15 protein-coding genes are annotated in these 20,619 nt (G+C 50.5%); 11 read left to right on the plus strand and 4 right to left on the minus strand.

Annotation, left to right across the window (positions count from 1 at the left end):
- The first annotated feature begins 816 nt into the window (after positions 1–816).
- From argS to mutL, 6 genes are all read left to right on the plus strand, one after another.
- A complete protein-coding gene (argS, locus tag PHQ97_08930) occupies positions 817–2,493 on the plus strand; it encodes an arginine--tRNA ligase (GenBank protein MDD4392852.1) in 1,677 nt (558 codons plus the stop codon).
- A gap of 123 nt (positions 2,494–2,616) precedes the next feature.
- On the plus strand, positions 2,617–3,339 hold the full coding sequence (locus PHQ97_08935) for an SPOR domain-containing protein (protein ID MDD4392853.1): 723 nt from the start codon (positions 2,617–2,619) through the stop codon (positions 3,337–3,339).
- Positions 3,340–3,437: 98 nt separating this feature from the next.
- Positions 3,438–3,725 (plus strand): Asp-tRNA(Asn)/Glu-tRNA(Gln) amidotransferase subunit GatC, encoded by a 288-nt coding sequence (gene gatC / locus PHQ97_08940; protein ID MDD4392854.1) that lies wholly within the window; start codon positions 3,438–3,440, stop codon positions 3,723–3,725.
- Between the two features lie 12 nt (positions 3,726–3,737).
- Positions 3,738–5,198 carry an Asp-tRNA(Asn)/Glu-tRNA(Gln) amidotransferase subunit GatA gene (gene gatA, locus PHQ97_08945; GenBank protein ID MDD4392855.1) on the plus strand — a complete coding sequence of 487 codons (1,461 nt, stop codon included), beginning with the start codon at positions 3,738–3,740 and terminating at the stop codon, positions 5,196–5,198.
- Positions 5,199–5,243: 45 nt separating this feature from the next.
- Positions 5,244–5,426 (plus strand): hypothetical protein, encoded by a 183-nt coding sequence (locus PHQ97_08950; GenBank protein ID MDD4392856.1) that lies wholly within the window; start codon positions 5,244–5,246, stop codon positions 5,424–5,426.
- A gap of 23 nt (positions 5,427–5,449) precedes the next feature.
- Positions 5,450–7,438 (plus strand): DNA mismatch repair endonuclease MutL, encoded by a 1,989-nt coding sequence (gene mutL, locus PHQ97_08955; protein MDD4392857.1) that lies wholly within the window; start codon positions 5,450–5,452, stop codon positions 7,436–7,438.
- A gap of 210 nt (positions 7,439–7,648) precedes the next feature.
- Here the strand turns inward: mutL and PHQ97_08960 are convergent, their stop codons facing one another.
- Together PHQ97_08960 and PHQ97_08965 are read right to left on the minus strand one after the other, a co-directional pair.
- Entirely contained in the window at positions 7,649–8,941 is a 1,293-nt protein-coding gene (locus tag PHQ97_08960) for an outer membrane protein transport protein (protein MDD4392858.1), read from the minus strand.
- Positions 8,942–8,961: 20 nt separating this feature from the next.
- Positions 8,962–10,635 carry a VCBS repeat-containing protein gene (locus PHQ97_08965; GenBank protein ID MDD4392859.1) on the minus strand — a complete coding sequence of 558 codons (1,674 nt, stop codon included), beginning with the start codon at positions 10,633–10,635 and terminating at the stop codon, positions 8,962–8,964.
- Positions 10,636–10,962: 327 nt separating this feature from the next.
- Between PHQ97_08965 and PHQ97_08970 the strand changes: the two genes are divergently transcribed.
- Positions 10,963–11,280: a hypothetical protein gene (locus tag PHQ97_08970; GenBank protein ID MDD4392860.1), complete on the plus strand. Its 318-nt coding sequence runs from the start codon at positions 10,963–10,965 to the stop codon at positions 11,278–11,280.
- Positions 11,281–11,355: 75 nt separating this feature from the next.
- The gene (locus PHQ97_08975; GenBank protein ID MDD4392861.1) at positions 11,356–12,594 is read left to right on the plus strand and encodes a hypothetical protein; all 1,239 of its coding nucleotides are present in this window, start codon (positions 11,356–11,358) and stop codon (positions 12,592–12,594) included.
- 172 nt (positions 12,595–12,766) lie between these two features.
- On the opposite strand, the gene gatB is transcribed toward PHQ97_08975, so the two are convergent.
- Together gatB and PHQ97_08985 are read right to left on the minus strand one after the other, a co-directional pair.
- The gene (gatB, locus tag PHQ97_08980) at positions 12,767–14,248 is read right to left on the minus strand and encodes an Asp-tRNA(Asn)/Glu-tRNA(Gln) amidotransferase subunit GatB (protein ID MDD4392862.1); all 1,482 of its coding nucleotides are present in this window, start codon (positions 14,246–14,248) and stop codon (positions 12,767–12,769) included.
- A gap of 238 nt (positions 14,249–14,486) precedes the next feature.
- Positions 14,487–15,965: a glycosyltransferase gene (locus PHQ97_08985; GenBank protein MDD4392863.1), complete on the minus strand. Its 1,479-nt coding sequence runs from the start codon at positions 15,963–15,965 to the stop codon at positions 14,487–14,489.
- Between the two features lie 502 nt (positions 15,966–16,467).
- On the opposite strand from PHQ97_08985, the gene PHQ97_08990 reads away from it, so the two are divergent.
- From PHQ97_08990 to PHQ97_09000, 3 genes are all read left to right on the plus strand, one after another.
- Positions 16,468–17,742, plus strand: a complete 1,275-nt coding sequence (locus tag PHQ97_08990; GenBank protein ID MDD4392864.1) for a glycosyltransferase — start codon at positions 16,468–16,470, stop codon at positions 17,740–17,742.
- The gene (locus PHQ97_08995; GenBank protein MDD4392865.1) at positions 17,663–19,003 is read left to right on the plus strand and encodes a glycosyltransferase family 4 protein; all 1,341 of its coding nucleotides are present in this window, start codon (positions 17,663–17,665) and stop codon (positions 19,001–19,003) included. The genes PHQ97_08990 and PHQ97_08995 overlap by 80 nt, the downstream gene beginning before the upstream one ends.
- A 430-nt stretch (positions 19,004–19,433) precedes the next feature.
- Positions 19,434–20,618, plus strand: a complete 1,185-nt coding sequence (locus tag PHQ97_09000) for a glycosyltransferase family 4 protein (protein ID MDD4392866.1) — start codon at positions 19,434–19,436, stop codon at positions 20,616–20,618.
- Position 20,619 lies beyond the last annotated feature (1 nt).

Below are 20,619 nucleotides of genomic sequence, written 5' to 3' on the forward strand. Positions count from 1 at the left end.
TGAAGGTACTCGTAGACCTTATTTGAATTGCGATGGCTTTTTTTGACTTTTTTAATATACATGAGACCATGCATACTATGGAATACATGCACTGTCAAGCTTTAAATGTTTTTGTGGGTCACTACATCGGCTTTCAAAAAATTCTACTCTAAAAATATCATATAGTTAGATGACTCATATGGCTCAATTTGGCCAAATTCCACCCTCTACGCCATCAATTTTGGCGAACTTGGGCTAAGGTGGGGGGTAACATCTCTGGACGTGATACCTTTATAATATATCCAATTTGTCTGGTTAAGCAAATTGAAAGGGCATCGGATGGATGGGGATCAGTTTCATTACCGATGCCAAATTGATCCGGGGGGTTTCTGTCTTGACTTAGCATCGAAATCTTTTTATAAAATATAACTTTTTAATTTATCTGATATTTTTTCAGTCCGGATGATTTGAATACCCCGGGACAGACTATGATTCAGATGGATTCATTTTCTGGACAGCTCGATGGTATATCGGTCTGAAAGATCAGCCATGCCCCATCGTTGCATCAACAAAATGGCCAGGAATAGAATAAATAAATAGTTACAGATAGATGGAAAATTCGTAATACTGTATCTGGATATCACGGATGGTGAAATCGACTTTTATTGAAATCATCATTTTGGTTACCCTTCGGTAAAGCCGATAATGCTGTATCATAACTGCGTTGTCAGGGGGAACAGCGGTAACAGACTACCGCTTCACCCTTAGGCTGCCTGGCGCTAAAGCATTTTCGACTTTTGTAATGCCGGGGTATTTATAAGCCGGGTTAGGAGAAATATGAAAGAAAATATACGACAACGCATCGTGGATGCACTGAAACACGCATTTGAAAGCGGGGACCTCTCATCATCACACATACCACCCGTTGAAATTGAAGAACCTAAAATTGTTACCTATGGCGATTTTTCAACCAATATAGCCATGATTATGGCATCAGCGCAGAAAATGTCTCCCAGAAAGATCGCAGAGATCATCTGCCGTCATCTGAATGATCTGGATCAACTGCCGGAGCCTCTGATAGACCGGACCGATATCGCCGGCCCCGGTTTTATAAATTTTTTCATCAGGCCTTCTGCCTGGTATCCGGTTCTTCGAAAAGTTCATGAGGAAGGACTTCGTTTTGGCGCCTCTGATATGGGCCGGGGCCGGAAAATACAGGTCGAATTTGTCAGCGCCAATCCGACAGGGCCGCTTCATGTGGGGCATGGCAGGGGGGCTGCAGTGGGTGACTCCGTGGCCAATATCCTGTCCTTTTGCGGATATGCGGTTGAAAAAGAATATTATATCAATGATTCGGGGCGTCAGATCAATACCCTTGGCCGTTCGGTCTATCTGCGGTATTGTGAACTGTTCGGGCAGGCGGAGACCTTCCCGGAGGATTGTTATCAGGGCGATTACATCGTTGATTTTGCCGAAGCGATCAAATCCGAAAAAGCCGCGGAGCTGCTTGCACTGACACCTGAAGCAGCCATCGGTTATTGTGCCCGGTATGCGGCGGATAATATTCTGGCGGGGATCAAAGATGACCTGAAAACGTTCGGCATTACGTTTGACTGCTGGTTCAGCGAGCAGAAACTTTTTGAATCGGGCAGGGTGGAAGCCGTACTCGATGAGTTTCAACGCCGCGGTATTATTTATCAGAAAGATGGTGCCCAGTGGTTCAAAACATCCGATTACGGGGATGAGAAGGATCGGGTCGTGGTCAGGGGAAACGGGGAGACGACCTATTTTGCTTCAGATATCGCCTATCATCAGGATAAATATCGGCGTGGTTTTGACCGGGTGATCGATGTCTGGGGTGCTGACCATCACGGCTATATTCCGAGAATGGCGGCATCTGTCGTAGCGTCCGGGTATAGACAGGATCAGTTTGACGTGATTCTGGTTCATCTGGTCAATCTGCTGAGAGCCGGAGAGCCGGTTGCCATGTCGACCCGCGCCGGAGAATTTGTTACGTTAAAAGATGTGATTAACGAGGTGGGTTCGGATGCTGCACGGTTTATTTTTCTGACCCGTCATTATGAGAGTCCCCTGGATTTTGATCTGGAACTGGCGAAGAAAAAAACCAATGAGAACCCGGTCTATTATGTTCAGTATGTTCATGCCAGAATATCCAGTATTATTCGAAAGGGCATCGAAAACGGAATTGCGCGTATCGAATGGAACGATCCGGCCATCGCCATGCTTCAAGAGCCCGAGGAAATTCAGTTGATCAAATTTCTGAGCCGGTATCCGGAGATCGTTGAAAAAAGCGCAACCCTGATGGAGCCTCACCGGATTACCTATTATCTGATGGAGCTGGCCGCGGCGTTTCATTCCTATTACAGCCACCACAGGGTCCTGACCGATACGCCTGAGCTGACCCTCGGCAGGCTTTACATGATTCAGGCAATAAAGGAAGTGATCCGGAACGGTCTTACGCTGCTGGGTGTTTCTGCGCCGGAGAAGATGTAACCCCGGCGCCGGGGGTAAGAATGTACTGCATCCGGAATGAATCCCCGGGCGGGGATGGGTTGATTGTCCTGGGTTTCATCAGACAGGACCATGGAAACTGGCCATGTCAGGGGCGTTGAGTGTATGGGAAAAAAAACACAGCCGTTAAAATTGTCAGCAAAACCGGAAAAGATGCTTTTGGGCTGTGCCACTGGCGCTGTACTTCGCCGATATGGCCCTATCGTCCTTATATCGGGATGGATGTTTATTCTCGGTGTTCTGGTGGGCCGGGAAACGGCTCCGATAAAATTTGATATCGAAAAGATTCATCATGAACTGGCGGCTCTCAAAAAAACGGTAGATCAAAAACAACAGAACCGGTTTAAAATTATTCCGGAAGATATGTCCGGTAAAAATGAGCTTGAATTTTATGAGGCGCTGAAAGTAACCGATGATGCTGAATCCGTTGAGATGCCTGTCGATTCCGGGGCCGTTCATATCGGAGCCATCCCTCATAAAACAGCTGTGTTGAAAAAATCGGAAAAGCGTGCTGAAATATCCAAGCTCGTTTTGGCAGCCGAAGTCGATAAACCCGTCATATCACCGGAAAAGGAGTCTCGCAAAGGCGAATATGTTATTCAGGTCGCCTCAATGAAAGACGGCAGCATGTGCGACGCGCTGGTCAGTTCGCTTAGAAAGAAAGGATATCCGGCATGCCGTACCGAGGGAAATATTCCTGGCAAGGGGATATGGTTTCGCGTCAGAATCGGCAGTTTTAAAACAAGGGATGAGGCAGCGCAAACGATGCAGCGTTTGAAAAATGAAAAATTTAAACCGATGCTGATCCGTAACCGCAATGCATCATAACCCCCCGTGTCCGTTCGAACGGACAGTCAGCCGATAACCGGAGCAGCAAACAGAACTGTATGAGAAGCGGTAATCAGGTTTACCGCATGGAGAACAGCATGAAAATTACACAACAAGAGGTATTGCATGTGGCCAGTCTGGCCAGGCTGGAAATCGATCCCGCATCGGTTGATAAATTTGCCAGTCAAATCGGACAGGTACTGGAATATGTCGATACGCTCAATCAGGTGGATACCCGGGGAGTGGCCCCGACGACGCATGCCATATCCCTGACCAATGCGTTTCGGGATGATATAGTGAAATCTTCTATCGACAGGGATGCCGCCATGAGTAACGCACCCGGGCAGGAAGACGGAAATTTTCAGGTGCCGAAAGTGATCGGATAAGGAGCACGATACATGAAACTTTATGAACTGACGATACATCAGGCGCATGATCTGTTGCGGACCGGCCAGATCACCTCCCGGCAGCTGACCCGGGCGGTGCTGGACCGTATAGATCAGATCGAGCCGGATGTGGCGGCTTACATCACCGTATCAGGGGAGCTGGCCATGACGCAGGCCGCTCAGGCGGATGCCGCCATTGCTGCGGGGCGTATCACGCCGCTCACCGGTATCCCGCTGGCCATTAAAGACCTGATTTGTACAAAAGGGGTCCGGACCACCTGCGCATCCAGAATTCTGGAAAATTTTATCCCGCCCTATGATGCCTCGGTGATCCTTAAACTGAAGCAGGCCGGCGCTGTGATGGTCGGAAAGGTGAATATGGATGAATTTGCCATGGGATCATCTACGGAAAATTCAGCCATCAAAGTTACCAAAAATCCATGGGACCTGAAACGGATCCCCGGCGGCTCCAGCGGCGGGTCCGCTGCTGCAGTGGCTGCGGACATGTGTCTTGGATCTCTGGGTTCGGATACCGGCGGATCGATCCGCCAGCCGGCTTCCCATTGCGGCGTTGTTGGAATGAAGCCTACGTACGGCCGGGTATCCCGATATGGTCTGGTGGCCTTTGCGTCATCGCTGGATCAGATCGGGCCTCTGGCAAAAGATGTCACCGATTGCGCCATCCTGATGAATGGCATTTGCGGCTATGATCCGTCGGATTCAACCTCCGTCCCGAGGCAGGTGCCCGATTACGCGGCGCTTTCAGAAACGGGGCTCAAGGGGGTCCGGATCGGAATTTCTGAAGAATATCATAATCGGGAAGGGATCGATCCGGACGTAACCCGCGCCGTAGGGCAGGCCATTGACGTCATGGAGCAGCTCGGGGCCGAATGCGTCCGGGTATCGCTTCCTCATACAACATATGCCGTGGCCGCCTATTATGTCATCGCCCCATCGGAGGCCAGTTCAAATCTGGCCCGGTATGACGGCGTCCGCTACGGATTCAGGGATGCCGATGCCGACAGTCTCATCGAAATGTATCACCGGACCCGGTCAAAAGGATTCGGCACCGAGGTTCAGAGGCGGATTATTCTGGGAACCTACGCGCTTTCCTCCGGGTATTATGACGCCTATTATAAAAAGGCATCCCAGGTCCGTACGCTGATCATGCAGGATTTTACGACCGCCTTTGAGTCCTGTGATGTGATTCTGTCACCGGTGACGCCGACCCCGGCGTTCAGGATCGGTGAAAAGGCAGACGATCCGCTGACCATGTATCTGTCGGATATTTTCACGCTGTCGGCCAATATGGCCGGAATACCCGGCATGTCCATCCCGTGCGGGTTTTCAGCTGACGGTATGCCCATAGGGCTTCAGCTGATGGGCCAGCATTTTAATGAAGCGGTTCTGCTGAATGTAGCGTATAATTTTGAGCAGGCAACCGACTGGCATACCCGGAAGCCGTCGCTGTAAACGTTCAACACGATGAAATGATATGAATCTTTAACAGGGAGAGTCATGATGAGTATACAGCCCGAGGGTGAGGATCTGCGAAAGGCCGTCAAGTGGATATCTGAGATGAGAAAAGATCAGCGCAGAATATCCCTTCAGAAACTGATCGATGAGGCCAGTGTCAAATTTAATTTGTCTCCGAAAGATGGAGCGTTTCTGGCCCGGTTGATTACCGAAGAAAAAGCGTAAAACCGGTTGGGGGATGTTAACTTGTGTCACGTATAAAAATTCTTCCTGAAACCCTTTCCAACCAGATTGCCGCCGGTGAAGTGGTCGAGCGGCCGGCTTCGGTTGTCAAGGAGCTGGTTGAAAATTCGCTGGATGCCGGCAGCAGCCGGATCATGATCGAAGTGCAAAACGGTGGCCGGTCTCTTATCCGGGTTTCGGATAACGGCACGGGAATGAATTATGATGATGGCCTGCTTTGCCTGGAACGATATGCCACCAGCAAGATTTATCGCAATGAGGACCTGTTCGGCATTTCGACCCTCGGCTTCAGGGGAGAGGCAATTCCCAGTATTGCATCGGTATCCCGGTTTACCCTGTCCACCCGGGACCGGGATTCTCAAACCGGGGTCGAAGTTCAGGTGGATGGCGGTCAGGTCAAACGGGTTTCTGAAGCCGGATCGCCGGTCGGTACCCTGATCAGTGTCCGGCAGCTGTTTTATAATATACCGGCCAGGCGAAAATTTTTGAAAGCCGTCGGCACGGAGATGGGCCATATTATTGATACGGTCTGCTGCATCGCCATGGCATGGCCGAATGTTCAGTTCCGGCTGTCCCATAACGGACGCATCGTAAAGACCTTTGGGGCTGTATCCGATCCGATTCTGAGGGTGGTCGATATCCTGGGCAAGGAGCTGAGGGGCAATCTTCACCGGATCAAATTCACCGATCCTCTGGTTACCGTCGACGGATGGGTGACCGCTCCGCATGTCCGGCGCAGCACCTCCCGCGGTATTTACGTTTATGTCAACGGACGCTTTGTCCGGGACCGGGCGATTCAGCATGCCCTGTTCAACGGATACGCGGGTCGGCTCATGAAAGGGCAGTTCCCGGCAGCTGCCGTGTTTGTCACGGTTGCCTTTGACCGGGTGGACGTCAATGTTCACCCCACCAAGCACCAGATCCGGTTTGCCGATTCCCGGCACGTGTTTGACTGTATCGCCGAAAGCGTTAAAAAAACGCTGGATGTTACGGATCGGCCCTCGTGGACTTCTGTAAAGGAAATACCGGATGCCGCATCGGATACTCCGGGTGCAGCTGTTGATGCCCTGCCTGCGGGCACTCCGATTGGCTCGCTGGATGATACGACCGTTACGGCGCCGGGCATTTCATCAGACCCCTTGCCTTTCGCTTCACCGGATACGCCAGTTGATGATTTGTCTGAAATTCGGATCGAGATTACGCCGGATGCCGAGCCGGTCGATAGCATTCAAATTTCAGAACCAGCTGCGGGTTATGACACAGTTCAACCGACTGCCTTTGCGCAGTCCTCCCAAGTAAGACAGCGGCCTGCAGACACCGCGGGTGTTCAGGAAAAACGGGGACATCACACGGACACTTTGCCAGTCAGGGAGCAGCAGGGGTTGTGGCGTCCCGGAAAATTTTCCGATTTGGCTGTTATCGGTCAATACCATCATACCTATATTATTTGTGAATCATCCGATACGCTGTTTCTCGTGGACCAGCATGCCGCTCATGAACGCATCCTGTTCGAGCAGCTCAAAAACCGCTCCGTACAATCCCCGGTTTCGGTTCAATCCCTTCTCATTCCGGAGACCCTGGATCTGGGGTATGTCGAGGCTGACATGCTGACGCAGATGATTCCGGACCTGAAAACATACGGCCTGGAAATAGAGCCGTTTGGCGGGGCCACCTTTGCGGTCAAATCTGTCCCGGCACTGCTCTCCGGCAAGCCGGTCATTCCCCTGATCCGTGAGATGGTCGAAAAGGCGGCAGCGCTCGGTTTTTCAACCGGCCCCGAATCGGACAAGTCCATGGCGCTGGACGACTACCTGATCCTGATGGCCTGCCACGGGGCGATGAAGGCCAATCAGCCATTGGCCCGGGAGCAGATGAAGCATCTGCTCAAGCAGCTGGATCTGTGCGAACAACCCTCCTTCTGTCCTCATGGGCGGCCTACCTGGATTACGTGGAGTCTTACATCTGTGGAAAAACTGTTTAGACGGATTGTGTGATGATGACCGCCCCTTCAGGGCTTGAGGAGCGCTTCGCTTGAGGATCGGTCCTTCGGACCTTGAGGGGCGCCCTTGCAGGGCTTGAGGGAAAAATTATACCGCCCGCTTCGCTTGAGGCGCAGAGGACGCAGAGCAAAAAGACATTTTTTCCCTCTGCGTCTCGAGTGAGCGTTAGCGAACGGGCGGTTAAGATCAGAAATAAATAACAAATTATATACTGTAATTAAACGTCAGGCCGATTCCCCATATGTTGCCGTCGGCACTCATGGAAATATCCGGAGTGGATACCACCGTATAGGCGTCGTTCAGCGTCTCACTTTCTCCGCCGATCTGGCGTTCGGATTCAACCATCGCATATTGAAAGACTGCGTCGATGGACCATCTGTCAAAGTTGAGGCCCAATCCGGCGGAATAGGTTTTTTTGTCTGCATCGGGCCATTGTATATCAAAGGTGTTGTCCTCAATGGGGGATGGATCATAAAAATAGCCGGCGCGAAGCACCAGCAGGCGGTTAACGGCCCATTCCACTCCGAATCGAATCTGGGTGGTGTCGTTCCATTGCCGCTCAAAGGTTTCGCGCTGTTTTCCCAGCAAAGCCATGGCCGTCGGGCCCGGGGTCAGATTCACGATATAACGGTCGATCAGGCTCCAGTTGGTCCATACGTAATCGAACTCAAGCGACAGCTTTTCATGCGGCTGATAGCGGATGCCGGCCTGAATCTGCTCCGGGTGATCGATCGATGTTTCTGCATCAAGTGCCACAGGGGCAGCCGTCAATCCGGTAACCGTCAGATTCCCTTCAAAATCCGTGTCGGTCCGGCTTCGGTAGGTAAGGCCTAAGGTGACGGTTTCAATCGGTTTAAACATGGCGCCGATATTATAGGAATAGTTGAAATCATCCTTTAATTCGGTTTCAGTTTTGACATCCCGTCCGTATAATTTGTTTGCGGCATAACTGTTTCTTTCCACGCCGGTTTCGGATTTTCCAAGAGAGATTCCCAGGCCGACAGCAAATTTATCGTTGAATTTGTAGGAAAAAGAAGGCGTCACCACTTCCCTGAAATAGTAGGAACGGGTGCAGTCGTAGGCAGCCGGATTCGCAGCCGCATTGCCGTCCCATTGAATATCCAGTCCATAGGGAACATAAACGGCCAATCCGGCAACGATTTTGTCTGAAATCGGGTACGCCACCCCAAAATGAGGGACGAACAGATTGTCCGATGTGTCCGATATGTCGGTGGAGCCGGCGACGCCGGATATCTGGTAGTCATAAATATTCAAACTGGGGTCCAGCATCTGGACGCCGCCGGAAATCATAATATGGTCGATCTGGCTCAGGCCCGCCGGATTGTAGTACGCGGCAAAGGGGTCGTCAGCATAGGCAGAAAAGGCTCCACCCAGAGCAGTGGCTTTGGAACCGATGCCGCAGGTGTCCACATTGCCGCCATAACAGATAGATACAGAAAACAATAACACCAGCGTAAAAATTATTTTTTTCATCATCTGCTACCTTTATCTTCGGGTTAGTTTTGTTGAAAATTAAGTTCCTGTGACACTACAAAGCTTTTCTCCTCTCCTAATCCCAGTGCAGATGTTTTGGCTACCGCTGTATATACCAGTTCGTTCTGCCCGTCATTGTCGACATCAGCAATGGCATAATCACTGATATAACCGGAGAGGGTGGGGGTTTTCCATTTGGGCACCATTCCGAGAGTGTTCCAGGAAAGGCACTGGATATGGCCGCTGGTATAACTCCGGAACCGGGAAAACAGCTTCCCGACAGCGTCCTTATTTTTTATCAGGATTAATTCCCGTTTTCCGTCGTTATCAATATCCGAAATATGGATCCTCTGGGGCAGATAGTAATGGCCTTTTTCTTTGTTCGGGCCCTTTTCCGAATACACATCCGAATCGAACTGCAGGAAGACAGGGTTTCCGCCATAGGATTCGCTGCTGGCCCATTCCTCGGTTCCATTGTTCTCCAGCAAACGGATGATACCGCTGTCTGTAAACGCGGCAAAAACCGGCTGCCCGGTGTTGAGAACGTCTCCGACGGTAAATCCGTATACGTTGATTCCTTTCGGGAGTGGATATTGATCGGCGTCAACATAGTCGTCGTTGAGCCATACCAGTTGGTTGACACCGGATACAAATAGTTCTTTCATCCCTTTTTTCTGGGCGATCAGCCGCTTTCCGTCTCCATCGGTATCCAGAATCCGATAGTAGCGGTTTTTTGAATCGGAAATCGTCCGGAAGGCGGTTCCGTCCCATTCCAGGACGAATGACTTGAGTCGCTGGCTTTTTTCGATCAGGTTGGTGACAAAAATTTCCGCTTTTCCGTTATGATTGATATCGGCGGCATCCACGCTGAGATATGTTTCAAAATTTCCACCGGGTATTTCGGCAACCTTTTCAAGGGTGCGGTTCAACAACCGATATATAAAGACCGTATGCTGATCGATAAAAACGGTTTCGTTGTTTCCGTCGCCGTCGACATCGGCAACGGACATGCTTCGGATCCGGGTGTTGAATTTATGGCTTTTCCAGATGCCGCCCAGGCTCCGGGTCGTTGGAGAAGATTCATCGTAGGAGGATTCGTCGGTGAGCGGGTTGTTTGCCGACCAAAGCTTGTCCGGATGGGTTCGGTAATCAGTTTGCGGCGTTGTGGCCGGATTTGCGGGTGAAGAAGCAACCGCTGCGGTGGATTCACGGATGCCCAATACGTTTTTTCGGATTTGGCTGGAGAACTGGTCGATATGGGAAATGACCTCATCCGTGCTTTTTCCGGCCTGATTGAAGGTAACCAGGGATTGCTGCCGGGTGGTGGAGATGCATCGGGCATCGGTGCTGATGCTGTCACCGAACACCGTCAGTGTCCCGGATACCACGTAGTCAACCTTAAATCTGGCACCAAAATCTGCAGCTGCCTGAACCGTAAGGGGCTGTGGCAGCTGTTCGACGGCCTTTTGGATCGATTCGGAGTGTGGCAGGACGATACTTTTATCTGTTGATAGCCGGGTGGACAGCATGGCATTGACGCCGTTTTTCAGAAATGAAAGGTCCTTTTCGGAAAAAACATCGAATGGCAGTATGAGGATGCGTGAAGGGCCTGCTGAAAATGCTGAGCTGCTGGTGAGCAACATGATCAGAAGTAATCCGATGACTGATTTTAAGGCGGTAAATAGTTTAGTTTTCAAAACAATCCTCTCTCTTAAAAAATAGTATGATTCATGTGCGGGATCATCCAAATGAAGGTTCAATAGCCGGCGAATCTATCGAATAATTTATGGGGTGCCGGGCTTTAAACAGGCTGTCAATGAGACATCATAGCGGTTTGCGGTCAGGAAGCTCTCCGGGTCGGGTCAGAAATGCCATGGTCGAAGATTTGACAGCGCTTCGCGCAATAATCCGACATTAAATTCATCCTGCAACATTTGAACAATTTTAAGGCGTTAAATTGAATTCTTTTAGCATGAAGAAATATATTTTTAAAGAAATTTTAACAGACCTGCGGAGAAATCGGTTTGTTTGACGACCGGATCGCAGGTACGGGAAGACAGAATAAACAATATATGGTATTAAATGGCTTGCAAATTGCGACATATGGTATCTTTTCTCGGGAAGATAAACGCGGTTCAACCTCAACCGCGGGGGGCATTCCGGATAATAAAAAAACATTGACATTGAATAATAGTATTGCTAACTGTGACATACGTTTATATAGTATAGGCTTGATTTTGAGATTTCGTTTTTTCAATTCGGAACGAAAGGAGGTGGGTGACTCCCGCAGAAAAATCAATCAAAATCAGTTAGGTATTATGTTTTTATTAGGTTACAATTAGGTTAGGTATTAGGTTGTTACATAGGTCAGGTATTAGGTTTTTTAAAAGTGATCATCCATTAAGGAGACAGACAAGATGAAAAAATTAGCAGTTTTTGCATTAGCAGCACTGCTGGTCGTTGCGTTTACCGTACCGGCTTCAGCACTGGAAAATGAGTTTGGCGGTTACTGGCGTACACGGGCGTTCATGCAGAAAAATTTTGACGGTGAAGATGTTGCATCGACTCAAGATGTGACCCGCGTGGATACCCGGTCCCGGATCTACTACACGGCAAAAATCAACGACAATCTGAAGTTCGTCAACAAGTTCGAATTCAATTCCGTATGGGGTGATACCGTTGGCGGTGATATCGGAGCTGATGGCAACACGCTGGTTGTCAAAAATTCCTACGCAGATTTCAATTATGCCGATATGAATTTCAAAGTCGGTATCCAGGGAAGGGTTCTGGCCCGCGGTATTATATTTGACGATGATTTTTCCGGCGCCGTTGTGACCTACAAAGGTGACGGCTTCCAGATTCCCTTTATCTGGATGAAAGCCTATGAAGGCGGCACAGTCGATACCGCTGATGTGGATTATTACGCAGTGGCTCCGTCTTTTAACCTGAGCGATGCCATGACCATCACACCTTACGTTCTGTATGTAAAATCAGGCGATGCGAATTCCTGGGCAGCAGGTGGAATGGCTGGATACGATACAGTGGATCTGTATTACCTGGGTGTTGATTTTGACGCCAAATTTGATGCAGCCTCTGTTTGGTTTACCGGTATTTATGAAACCGGCAGTGCAGACGTGATCGCCACCGGAAATTCTGATGATGTCTCCGCCTACGTTTTTACAGTCGGTGCAGGTTACGACCTGGACGCAATGAACCTTCATGGTCAGATATTCTATGCATCCGGCCAGGATCTCACTTCAACTTCAACTGATCAAGAGGCCTTCTTTGTACCCGCAGGCCAGTCCTACTACTGGGCTGAAATCATGGGCCTTGGCATCCTGGATAATCAGGCTTCCGCGGGTTCTTGCGGCGATACAGTTTCCAACCTGATTGCCTACAACCTGGGCGCTTCCTTCAAAGCCATGGACAATGTCACGCTGAAAGCTGACCTGTGGTATGCTGAGTTGGCAGAAGATAATGCCGCCGGCGATACAGACCTGGGAACGGAATTTGACTTGGTTGCCACCGTAAAATTGATGGATAACCTGAATCTGGATCTGGTCGGCGCTTACCTGTTTGCCGGAGATGCCACCTACAAAGGCGCAGATGACGCAGATCCGTACGAAATCGGTTCAAGACTGTCCCTCAGTTTCTAAGACTTGATGATTTTTTATCTGAGTCAAAAGCTGATGATATAGCATAAAAAAAAGCCGGAAGCGGTTACCGCTTCCGGCTTTTTTGTCCTCAGTCCTCAGTCCTCAGTCCTCAGTCCTCAGTCCTCAGTCCTCAGTCCTCAGTCCTCAGTCCTCAGTCCTCAGTCCTCAGTCCTCAGTCCTCAGTCCTCAGTCCTCTGACCCCTGACCCCTGACCCCTGTCCTCTGGTTCTCCGAGTTTTTCCGCCAATACCTCATTGACCATCTTCGGGTTGGCCTTTCCCCGGGTCTCCTTCATGACCTGGCCAACGAAAAATCCTATCAGTCGGGTCTGGCCGTTCCGGTATTTCTGGACTTCGTCCGGATGGGCGCCAAGCACCTTTTCAACCGCCGTTTCAATAGCCGATGTGTCAGAGACCTGAACCAGTCCTTTTTCTTTGACAATGGCCCCCGGTTCTTTTCCGGTTTGTGCCATCTCGTCAAACACGGTTTTGGCGATTTTCCCGCTGATGACCCCTTGATCGATGAGCTGAAGCAGCCGGGCCAGATGTTCAGCCGATATGGGGGATTCGTCGATGGGTTTTCCTTCAGCGTTGAGCAGTGCCAGCAGGGAGCCCATGATCCAGTTGCAGACCTGTCTGGGCTGATTGAAGGATCGTACGCAATTTTCAAAATACTCGGCCATCGCACGATTTTCGGTCAGAATTTCAGCGTCAGTGACCGGCAGATCGTATTCGGACATGAACCGCTTTTTTTTCTTGTCGGGAAGCTCCGGAATCGTTTGTTTAATTTTTTCGATCCAGGCATCATCGATGGTCAGGGGCAACAGATCCGGGTCCGGAAAATACCGGTAATCGTGGGCTTCCTCCTTACTTCTCATGGAGATGGTTTTGCCTTTATCCGGATCCCAGAGCCGGGTTTCCTGCACCACCTTTCCGCCATTTTCAATCAGGTCAATCTGACGGTCGATTTCATACGCAAGCGCATTTTCAACGGCTTTAAAGGAGTTCAGGTTTTTAATTTCCGCCCGGGTGCCGAATTCAGCCTGTCCTTTGGGGCGTACGGAAATATTGGCATCGCACCGGAAGCTGCCTTCCTCCAGATTGCCGTCGCTGATATCCAGATACCGGACAATGGCGCGCATGTGGTGCAGATAAATTCCGGCCTCTTCAGGCGAGCGGATATCCGGTTCGCTGACAATTTCCATCAGCGGGACTCCGGTCCGGTTCAGATCCACCAGGCTGTACGGGCGGACCGGGTCATGGGTCAGTTTGCCCGCGTCTTCTTCCATGTGAATTCGGGTGATACCGATCCGTTTGGATTGTCCATCGATTTCAATATCCATATGGCCGGATTCGGCTAAAGGCAGTTCGTACTGGGAAATCTGGTAGCCCTTGGGAAGGTCCGGATAAAAATAATTTTTTCGTGCAAACCGGCTTTCATGGGCGATGGTACAGTTCGTTGCCAGGGCCATGCGCATGGTAAATTCAACCACTTTTTTGTTCAGCACAGGAAGCACACCCGGCATTCCCAGACAAACCGGGCAGGTATGGGTGTTGGGAGGTGCCCCGAATCGGGTCGAGCAACTACAGAAAATTTTGGTTTTTGTTTTTAGCTGGGCATGAATTTCAAGCCCGATGACCGGTTCAAATTCCATGGTATCGTCCTTTGATATGAAACTGTATTGGGGGAACATCCGCTTGTTTGTTCAATAGGATCGGCGTTTTTATTTTTTCTTTCATTTTATCAGCTTCTTGTCTTTTGCCTCAAACGAAGTGGTCCTCAAGCGATAGCGTTCAGAAGTCCGCCCGCAAGGGCGTTAAGTTCGCAGTTTTGCTAAAAATGAACAATTAGTCAAGCGCTTTTCCAGAACACGCTGCCGGCAATTTTTTAATTCAGTCCGGATTTATCAGGACAGACAGCGGGCAGTGCGCTGAAAACAAATCATGAAGCTGTTTGAACTGCTCGCCGAACCGCCGGTAATCCGATGGATGAATATAGCGGTTGGCGCCACTGCTTCCAAGGGCGACGATATCTTCTGTCCATCGATAACCGAAATCAGTATAAATGGTTTTCAACTGTCGGTTTAAACGGTAAGTGGAGTTTCGGGTTCCCGAACGGGTCATAAACCAATTCCGGGGGGAAAACTGATCCGGGTGGCAAAGGACATAACCGATGGCTTCGGGCAGGTTTTTGTCGGTTACGGCCAGACCGGTCTGCGGGGTAAAGATTTTCAGGTTTATTCCTGCCATTGACGAGGAAATCACACAGGGAAGATCCGCTCTGAAAAATTCATAAATGCATCTGCACGCGTTTTCATACAGGGACAGATGAACCCCCATGCGGCACCGGGTGAGATATGCGGTCACATCCTGCCGGCGAAGGTTGTCCAAAACGGTGATACGGCCTTCAAGCCCTTCCTGGCGGACCTTTTCCCTGAAGAGGTCAACCGCGGCAGGCTCTCCCCGCCCGATAAAAAGTGCCGACGCAGCGTTCAATAGCGGATGCTTGAGCAGGGAAAGCATCAGCAGATGGCGTTTTCTCGGGAGATCGTCAAATGTGGCATTGAATACGATATCAAATTTTTTTTCACCGCCGCCGGCCGCAGGGCAGATGTCGTTTTCCAGAAAATCGCCGTGTGCCAGACGGGTGGTCAGAACGTTTTCCTGGCTCTCAAGAAACCGCGCGTCTTCATCGGATCCCGCGCCAAAAAGGCATGGATCGCTTTGCGCTGTAAAATGTCTCCACCATGCATGGCGAAAGACGATACCCATCGGAGGCTCAATATATAAAAAATAATATCGGCACAGCTGCTTGAGAAAATTTTGGTCGGTGAAAAGATAGGGGAGTGAAAAAATTCGCAGAATACCCTTTTCATGTGGAAGTCGGGGCTTTTTCAAGATCTGGCAGAAATGGCGGAGTTTAAACCGCTTCTGGTGTTTTTGCCGGATTTTTGCTTCAATATTGTGCTGCTCTGTGGATATAAATGCCTGAAATTCAGGGTTTTTTATCAGCTCGTTTTCTGCGGTGATGATTCGGTGCCACTGGCCGGGAAACGGAAGAAGTGTCAGAAATAGTTTGGCCTGGTTTCGGATAAAGGGGCTTTTGGATTCTGCCTGCTGCTCGAAAAAAGGTGCTCGTTCGCGTAATGATTCATAGGGCCATAAAAGTCCCCTGGATGTCTCCAGCGTCGGGCGATGCCAGACCAGGGACTGAACGAGGGCATCTGCGACAGCGGCCCGAAGCTGATGAAAGGAATCCGGGCTGACGCTGTTGAAGATATGCCCGGAATCGATCAGGTGAAAAAAAGTTTCAAGCCGTTTGAGGGGGCATGAATGATAATCGGTTGGAAAATCAGTCCGTGTTATATGCATGGGATCATCCGTATTGAATCGTATCGTGAGGAAGCAGAAAAAAAATTAAATCAGGGCCTCGTCGAGGTCCTGAGGGATCGCCATACGGTTGGGTACCGTTGATATTAATACAGGATAAACAGATATCTCAGGAACGAAACAGGAAAAGCATCTTGATCTTTTACTGAAAATCGCATAGCTTTAGTTATATACTACTCCAGCAAAAAATCAGATGCAACGGTCAAGCTTTTCAATTACCGTATGTCCGTATTGCCTTTCATATGTATTTCAGCAGTTGTCTTACCTGATGATTTTCAGGTCGATACAGTTTCCGAAAGTATGATGGTGTCATAACGCTCATCGCCGTTCACATAAGATGGTTGGCTTCAAACCTCACTTGCTTCAAAAGTTTATTTTCTGCATTTCACGATGCGTCAGTTGAATTCTGAAGATGGGAAGAACCCTTGTTCAGCAGGTTTTGTCCCGGTTTTTACGGTATTTGCCTCAGCGATCGGAACCATCGATGGGCCGAAATTCCACCTACAATATTTTAATGTACTCCCATGACACCTACGGCCTTGGCCACATCCGCAGAACCATGGCCATTGCTTCCCATCTGCGGGGGCCGTCGACAAATATCCTTATTTTGACGGGCTCCCCCATTGCCGGCAGGTTTGCGTTTCCGGATCATGTGGATTTTGTCAGAATTCCGGGAATGATTAAAAAGACCAATGAAGAGTATCTGCCGCTTTCCATCAAAATCAATTCGGAACATGCCCTCAATATTCGCAGCAGCATCATCAAGGCGACGGCGAAAAGCTTCCAGCCGAATCTGTTTATCGTGGACAAGGAACCGCTCGGTCTGAAAAAGGAGGTTCTGCCAACGCTCGAATGGATGCGCCGGAATCTGCCGAGGGCCCGGACGGTGCTGGGTCTTCGGGATATTATGGACGATGCCAAAACCGTTCGAAACGACTGGACGCGCAAAGGCATCTATGAGGTGCTCGACAGCCTTTACAGTGAAGTCTGGATTTACGGGCTTCAACATTTTTATGATTCGATCCGGGAATACGCGATTCCCGAATCCGTGGCACGGCACAGCTGCTTTACCGGATATATTCCCCGAAAGATTACGGATCAGGATGCGTCCCGAAAGATGAAAAAGACCTATGCGTTCAAAAATGGCGAAAAACTGGTAGTGGTCACCACCGGGGGGGGCGGCGACGGATATCCGGTGATGGATGCCTACCTGACGATGCTGGAACGGGCATCCGGCAAAGTTTCCTTTCAGAGCGTACTGATCACGGGCCCCTTTATGCCCGAACAGGAACGAAAGATGGTTTTTGAACGGGCCAGGCGGCTTGGGGTGATCAGCTGCCGGTTTTTCAGGAAGATGGAGGAAATACTGGCGGCAGCGGATCTGGTGGTAACGATGGGAGGGTACAATACGCTTTGTGAGATTCTCGCACAGAAAACCCTGGCGCTCGTGATCCCCCGGGACACCCCCAGAAAAGAGCAGTTGATTCGGGCCCGGGTGTTCAAACAGCACCAGCTGGCGGATTATATTCCGTGGAATGCGCTTTCGCCCGAAGCGCTTGGCAGACAAATCATCGAGATGCTCGAATCTCCCGGGCCCAGGCTTGAGGCCATCTCCCGGTTTCGTCTGACAGGGCTGGATACCATGAAAAAGCGGATAGAAAGGTTTAAAACATTTCATAATGGACAAAATTCAAAAACCGGTTCTGGGGATGATCCTCAAAGGATATCCGAGAATTTCCGAAACGTTCATCTCCAATGAAATATTGCTGCTGGAGCGCCTGGGATTTTTAATCCGGCTGTTTTCCATGCGTCAGCCGCGGGAGCCTTTTTGCCATGACAGCGTCAGGCAGATCCGTGCAGCGGTGGATTATCTGCCGGAAACCCTTTTAAGGCCGTTGCCCCGGTTGCTTTATCACAATGGATTGCTGGCAGGACAAATCCCCCGGCTGTATTTGCGTGCGATGCGGTTGGCATGGCGCCGGTTTCGCAGAACCCGGAAACTGGCCACCGTGAAGCATTTGCTTCAGGCCGGATACCTGGTTCACCGGTTGCTGCCGCAAAGCGGTGTCACTCACCTGCATGCCCATTTTGCCCATTCTCCGACATCGGTCGCCCTGTATGCGAGCCTCCTCAGCGGTCTGGGATTCAGCTTTACGGCCCATGCCAAAGACATCTATACCTCTGATCCGAGGCAACTGGCGGAAAAGATGCAGATGGCCCGTTTCGTGGTGACCTGCACAGAATACAATAAACATTACCTTCAGGGGCTGTTGCCGGATTCAGCAGCCCCGGTCTATCGCGTTTATCACGGCATTGATCTGGAGTTGTTCGCGAGTCAGATGCCTCATAAATCCATCGATACGCCTATGGCCCCGGCCCCGCCTTTTCAGATCGTGACGGTGGCCCGGCTGACAGCCAAAAAAGGACTGCCGGTTGTTATCAAGGCGATTCGAAGGCTCTGTGATCTGAATGTTCCGGTTCAGTACACCCTGATCGGCGATGGAGAAGACAGGGAGAAAATTCTGTCCCTGATCCGGGAGGAGAACATCGGTCATGTCACCCGCTGGCTCGGAACGATGCCCCATCATGAGGTTCTGAAACATTATCGACGGGCCGATCTGTTTGTCCTGGGTTGTGAAACGGCGCCGAACGGTGACATCGATGGAATTCCCAACGTGTTCATGGAAAGCATGGCCATGGGAGTTCCGGTGGTGGCGACCCGGATTTCAGCCATTCCGGAGCTGATCGAACATGAACGGACCGGGCTGCTGGTGCCGCCCGGAAACCCCGAGCAATTGGCAGAGGCCATGATTCGACTGCTGACCGATATCCCTCTGAGACAGCGTATCATTCGGTTGGCAGGAGAAAACGTTCAGCAGCACTTTGACAACCGGAAACTGATCCAGCAGCTGGCCGGTATCTATCGGAAGGAAGGGGTTGTGTCCTTTCCGAACAGCCCGGAATCCGGAAAAATCCTACAGTCTGATCCGGCACAGAAAATATACAACTATGCGTTTTGAGCTTTGTAAATTCCGGACCCCCCTGATTTTGTGAGCACACCGAATGGTTTGAAAAAAATGTCTCACGCAAAGGCGCAAAGGCGCAAAAGGGATTTGGGGCTGAGACTGCACGCACGAAAATATGGTCGTTGTTATGATCAAGACCCAACGCGGGAATGGAACGACAACAACGGGTGGCTTTTTTGCGAAAGAGCCCTCGCAGAGGGCGGAACACCGTAGCCACGGGCGGGAGCCCGTGGATAACGATATAAACAATATTTCTAAAGCCCCCGCAGGGCGGCGATACGTGGGTGTTCCCTGCGGGGATTATAAAAGGTAATTAAAACGTGATGTATTTTTTTGCGCCTTTGCGTGAGATGCTTTTTTTCGGTTTGTGTGAAACCAACCGACGTATTCTCATCAACAGCCAGTTAAACCGGAAACAAAACATATGCGGATCTGTTTCTGTACACCCTTTAAACCCCTGGACTGCCAGACCCCATCCGGCGATCTGGTCATTGCCAGCGGGTTGTATTCATTTTTAAAGCGGCGGGGGCATCAGATATGGCCGGCACCTTCGGTCCGGATGCGATGGATTTTCTGGAAATTCTGGTTGTGGCCCCGGGTATTGCGGGACCGGGCCCGGACGGTCCGGTATGTACGGCGGGCAAGGCCGGATCTGTGGCTGACCTATCATACCTATTATAAGGCACCGGATGTGTTGGGGCCATTTGTTTCCAGCCGGACGAATATTTTCTATATCGTTTTCCAGGGGATATATTCGACCAGACGCAAACGGCACTGGCGGACAAGGCCCGGGTTTAAACTCAACACCATCGCCCTGCGTGCAGCCGCGCATGTGTTTACCAACCGGAGGGAAGATCTGGATAACCTGAACCGGATCATATTGCCCGGCGATCTCACGTACATTAAACCGGGCATCTTTCCGGACCGTTTTGCCTTCAGCGCCGATGCCAGGGCCGAACTTCGGCAGCAATGGAATGTGGGTGATGCCCCGGTGATTGTTTCAGCGGCCATGTTCAGGCCCGGCGTCAAATCACAGGGACTGGCCTGGGTGATCCGGGCATGTGCAGCGCTGTTCAAAGACGGGAGGCCCGGTTTTCTGGTGATCGCCGGAGACGGGAAGGAAAGAAAAACGCTCCGTCGCCTGGCGGACGACTGCCTTCCCGGCAGGGTCCGTTTTGTCGGGAAAATTGACCGGAATAATCTGTACCGGTTTTACAGTGCCGGAGACATTTTCGCCTTTCCGGGAATTCGCGAATCTCTGGGGATGGTGTTCCTCGAAGCGCAGTCATGCGGGCTTCCGGTGGTTGCCTTTTTAAACGGCGGAATCCCGGAGGTGGTGCAGGATCAAAAGACCGGCTTTCTGGTGCCGGTATTTGATATGGACGTCTATGTCAAGGCCATGGAACGGCTGATATCCGATATGGCTCTGCGGCGGATTATGGGAGATAATGCCAAAAAATACGTGCGGACCGAGCATGATCTGGACATAAATTATCAGCAGGTGGAGGCTATTTTGAATCGCCTTTCGGCTTCCCGATTGTCTTTGCGTGAAACGATGATGGATTCGGATTGTTCCGGTCATCCCGTCAAAAAAAGTCCGTCAGGATAAA

The organism is Desulfobacterales bacterium, from assembly GCA_028704555.1.
Lineage (GTDB): Bacteria > Desulfobacterota > Desulfobacteria > Desulfobacterales > JAQWFD01 > JAQWFD01.

Coding starts and splice junctions, on each gene's coding strand:
- PHQ97_08960 (MDD4392858.1), bottom strand. CDS start 8,941: ATGATGAAAAAAATAATTTTTACGCTGGTGTTATTGTTTTCTGTATCT.
- gatC (MDD4392854.1), top strand. CDS start 3,438: ATGAAAATTACACAACAAGAGGTATTGCATGTGGCCAGTCTGGCCAGG.
- PHQ97_09000 (MDD4392866.1), top strand. CDS start 19,434: ATGCGGATCTGTTTCTGTACACCCTTTAAACCCCTGGACTGCCAGACC.
- PHQ97_08995 (MDD4392865.1), top strand. CDS start 17,663: ATGGACAAAATTCAAAAACCGGTTCTGGGGATGATCCTCAAAGGATAT.
- argS (MDD4392852.1), top strand. CDS start 817: ATGAAAGAAAATATACGACAACGCATCGTGGATGCACTGAAACACGCA.
- PHQ97_08975 (MDD4392861.1), top strand. CDS start 11,356: ATGAAAAAATTAGCAGTTTTTGCATTAGCAGCACTGCTGGTCGTTGCG.
- PHQ97_08935 (MDD4392853.1), top strand. CDS start 2,617: ATGGGAAAAAAAACACAGCCGTTAAAATTGTCAGCAAAACCGGAAAAG.
- gatA (MDD4392855.1), top strand. CDS start 3,738: ATGAAACTTTATGAACTGACGATACATCAGGCGCATGATCTGTTGCGG.
- PHQ97_08985 (MDD4392863.1), bottom strand. CDS start 15,965: ATGCATATAACACGGACTGATTTTCCAACCGATTATCATTCATGCCCC.
- PHQ97_08990 (MDD4392864.1), top strand. CDS start 16,468: ATGGGCCGAAATTCCACCTACAATATTTTAATGTACTCCCATGACACC.
- PHQ97_08950 (MDD4392856.1), top strand. CDS start 5,244: ATGATGAGTATACAGCCCGAGGGTGAGGATCTGCGAAAGGCCGTCAAG.
- gatB (MDD4392862.1), bottom strand. CDS start 14,248: ATGGAATTTGAACCGGTCATCGGGCTTGAAATTCATGCCCAGCTAAAA.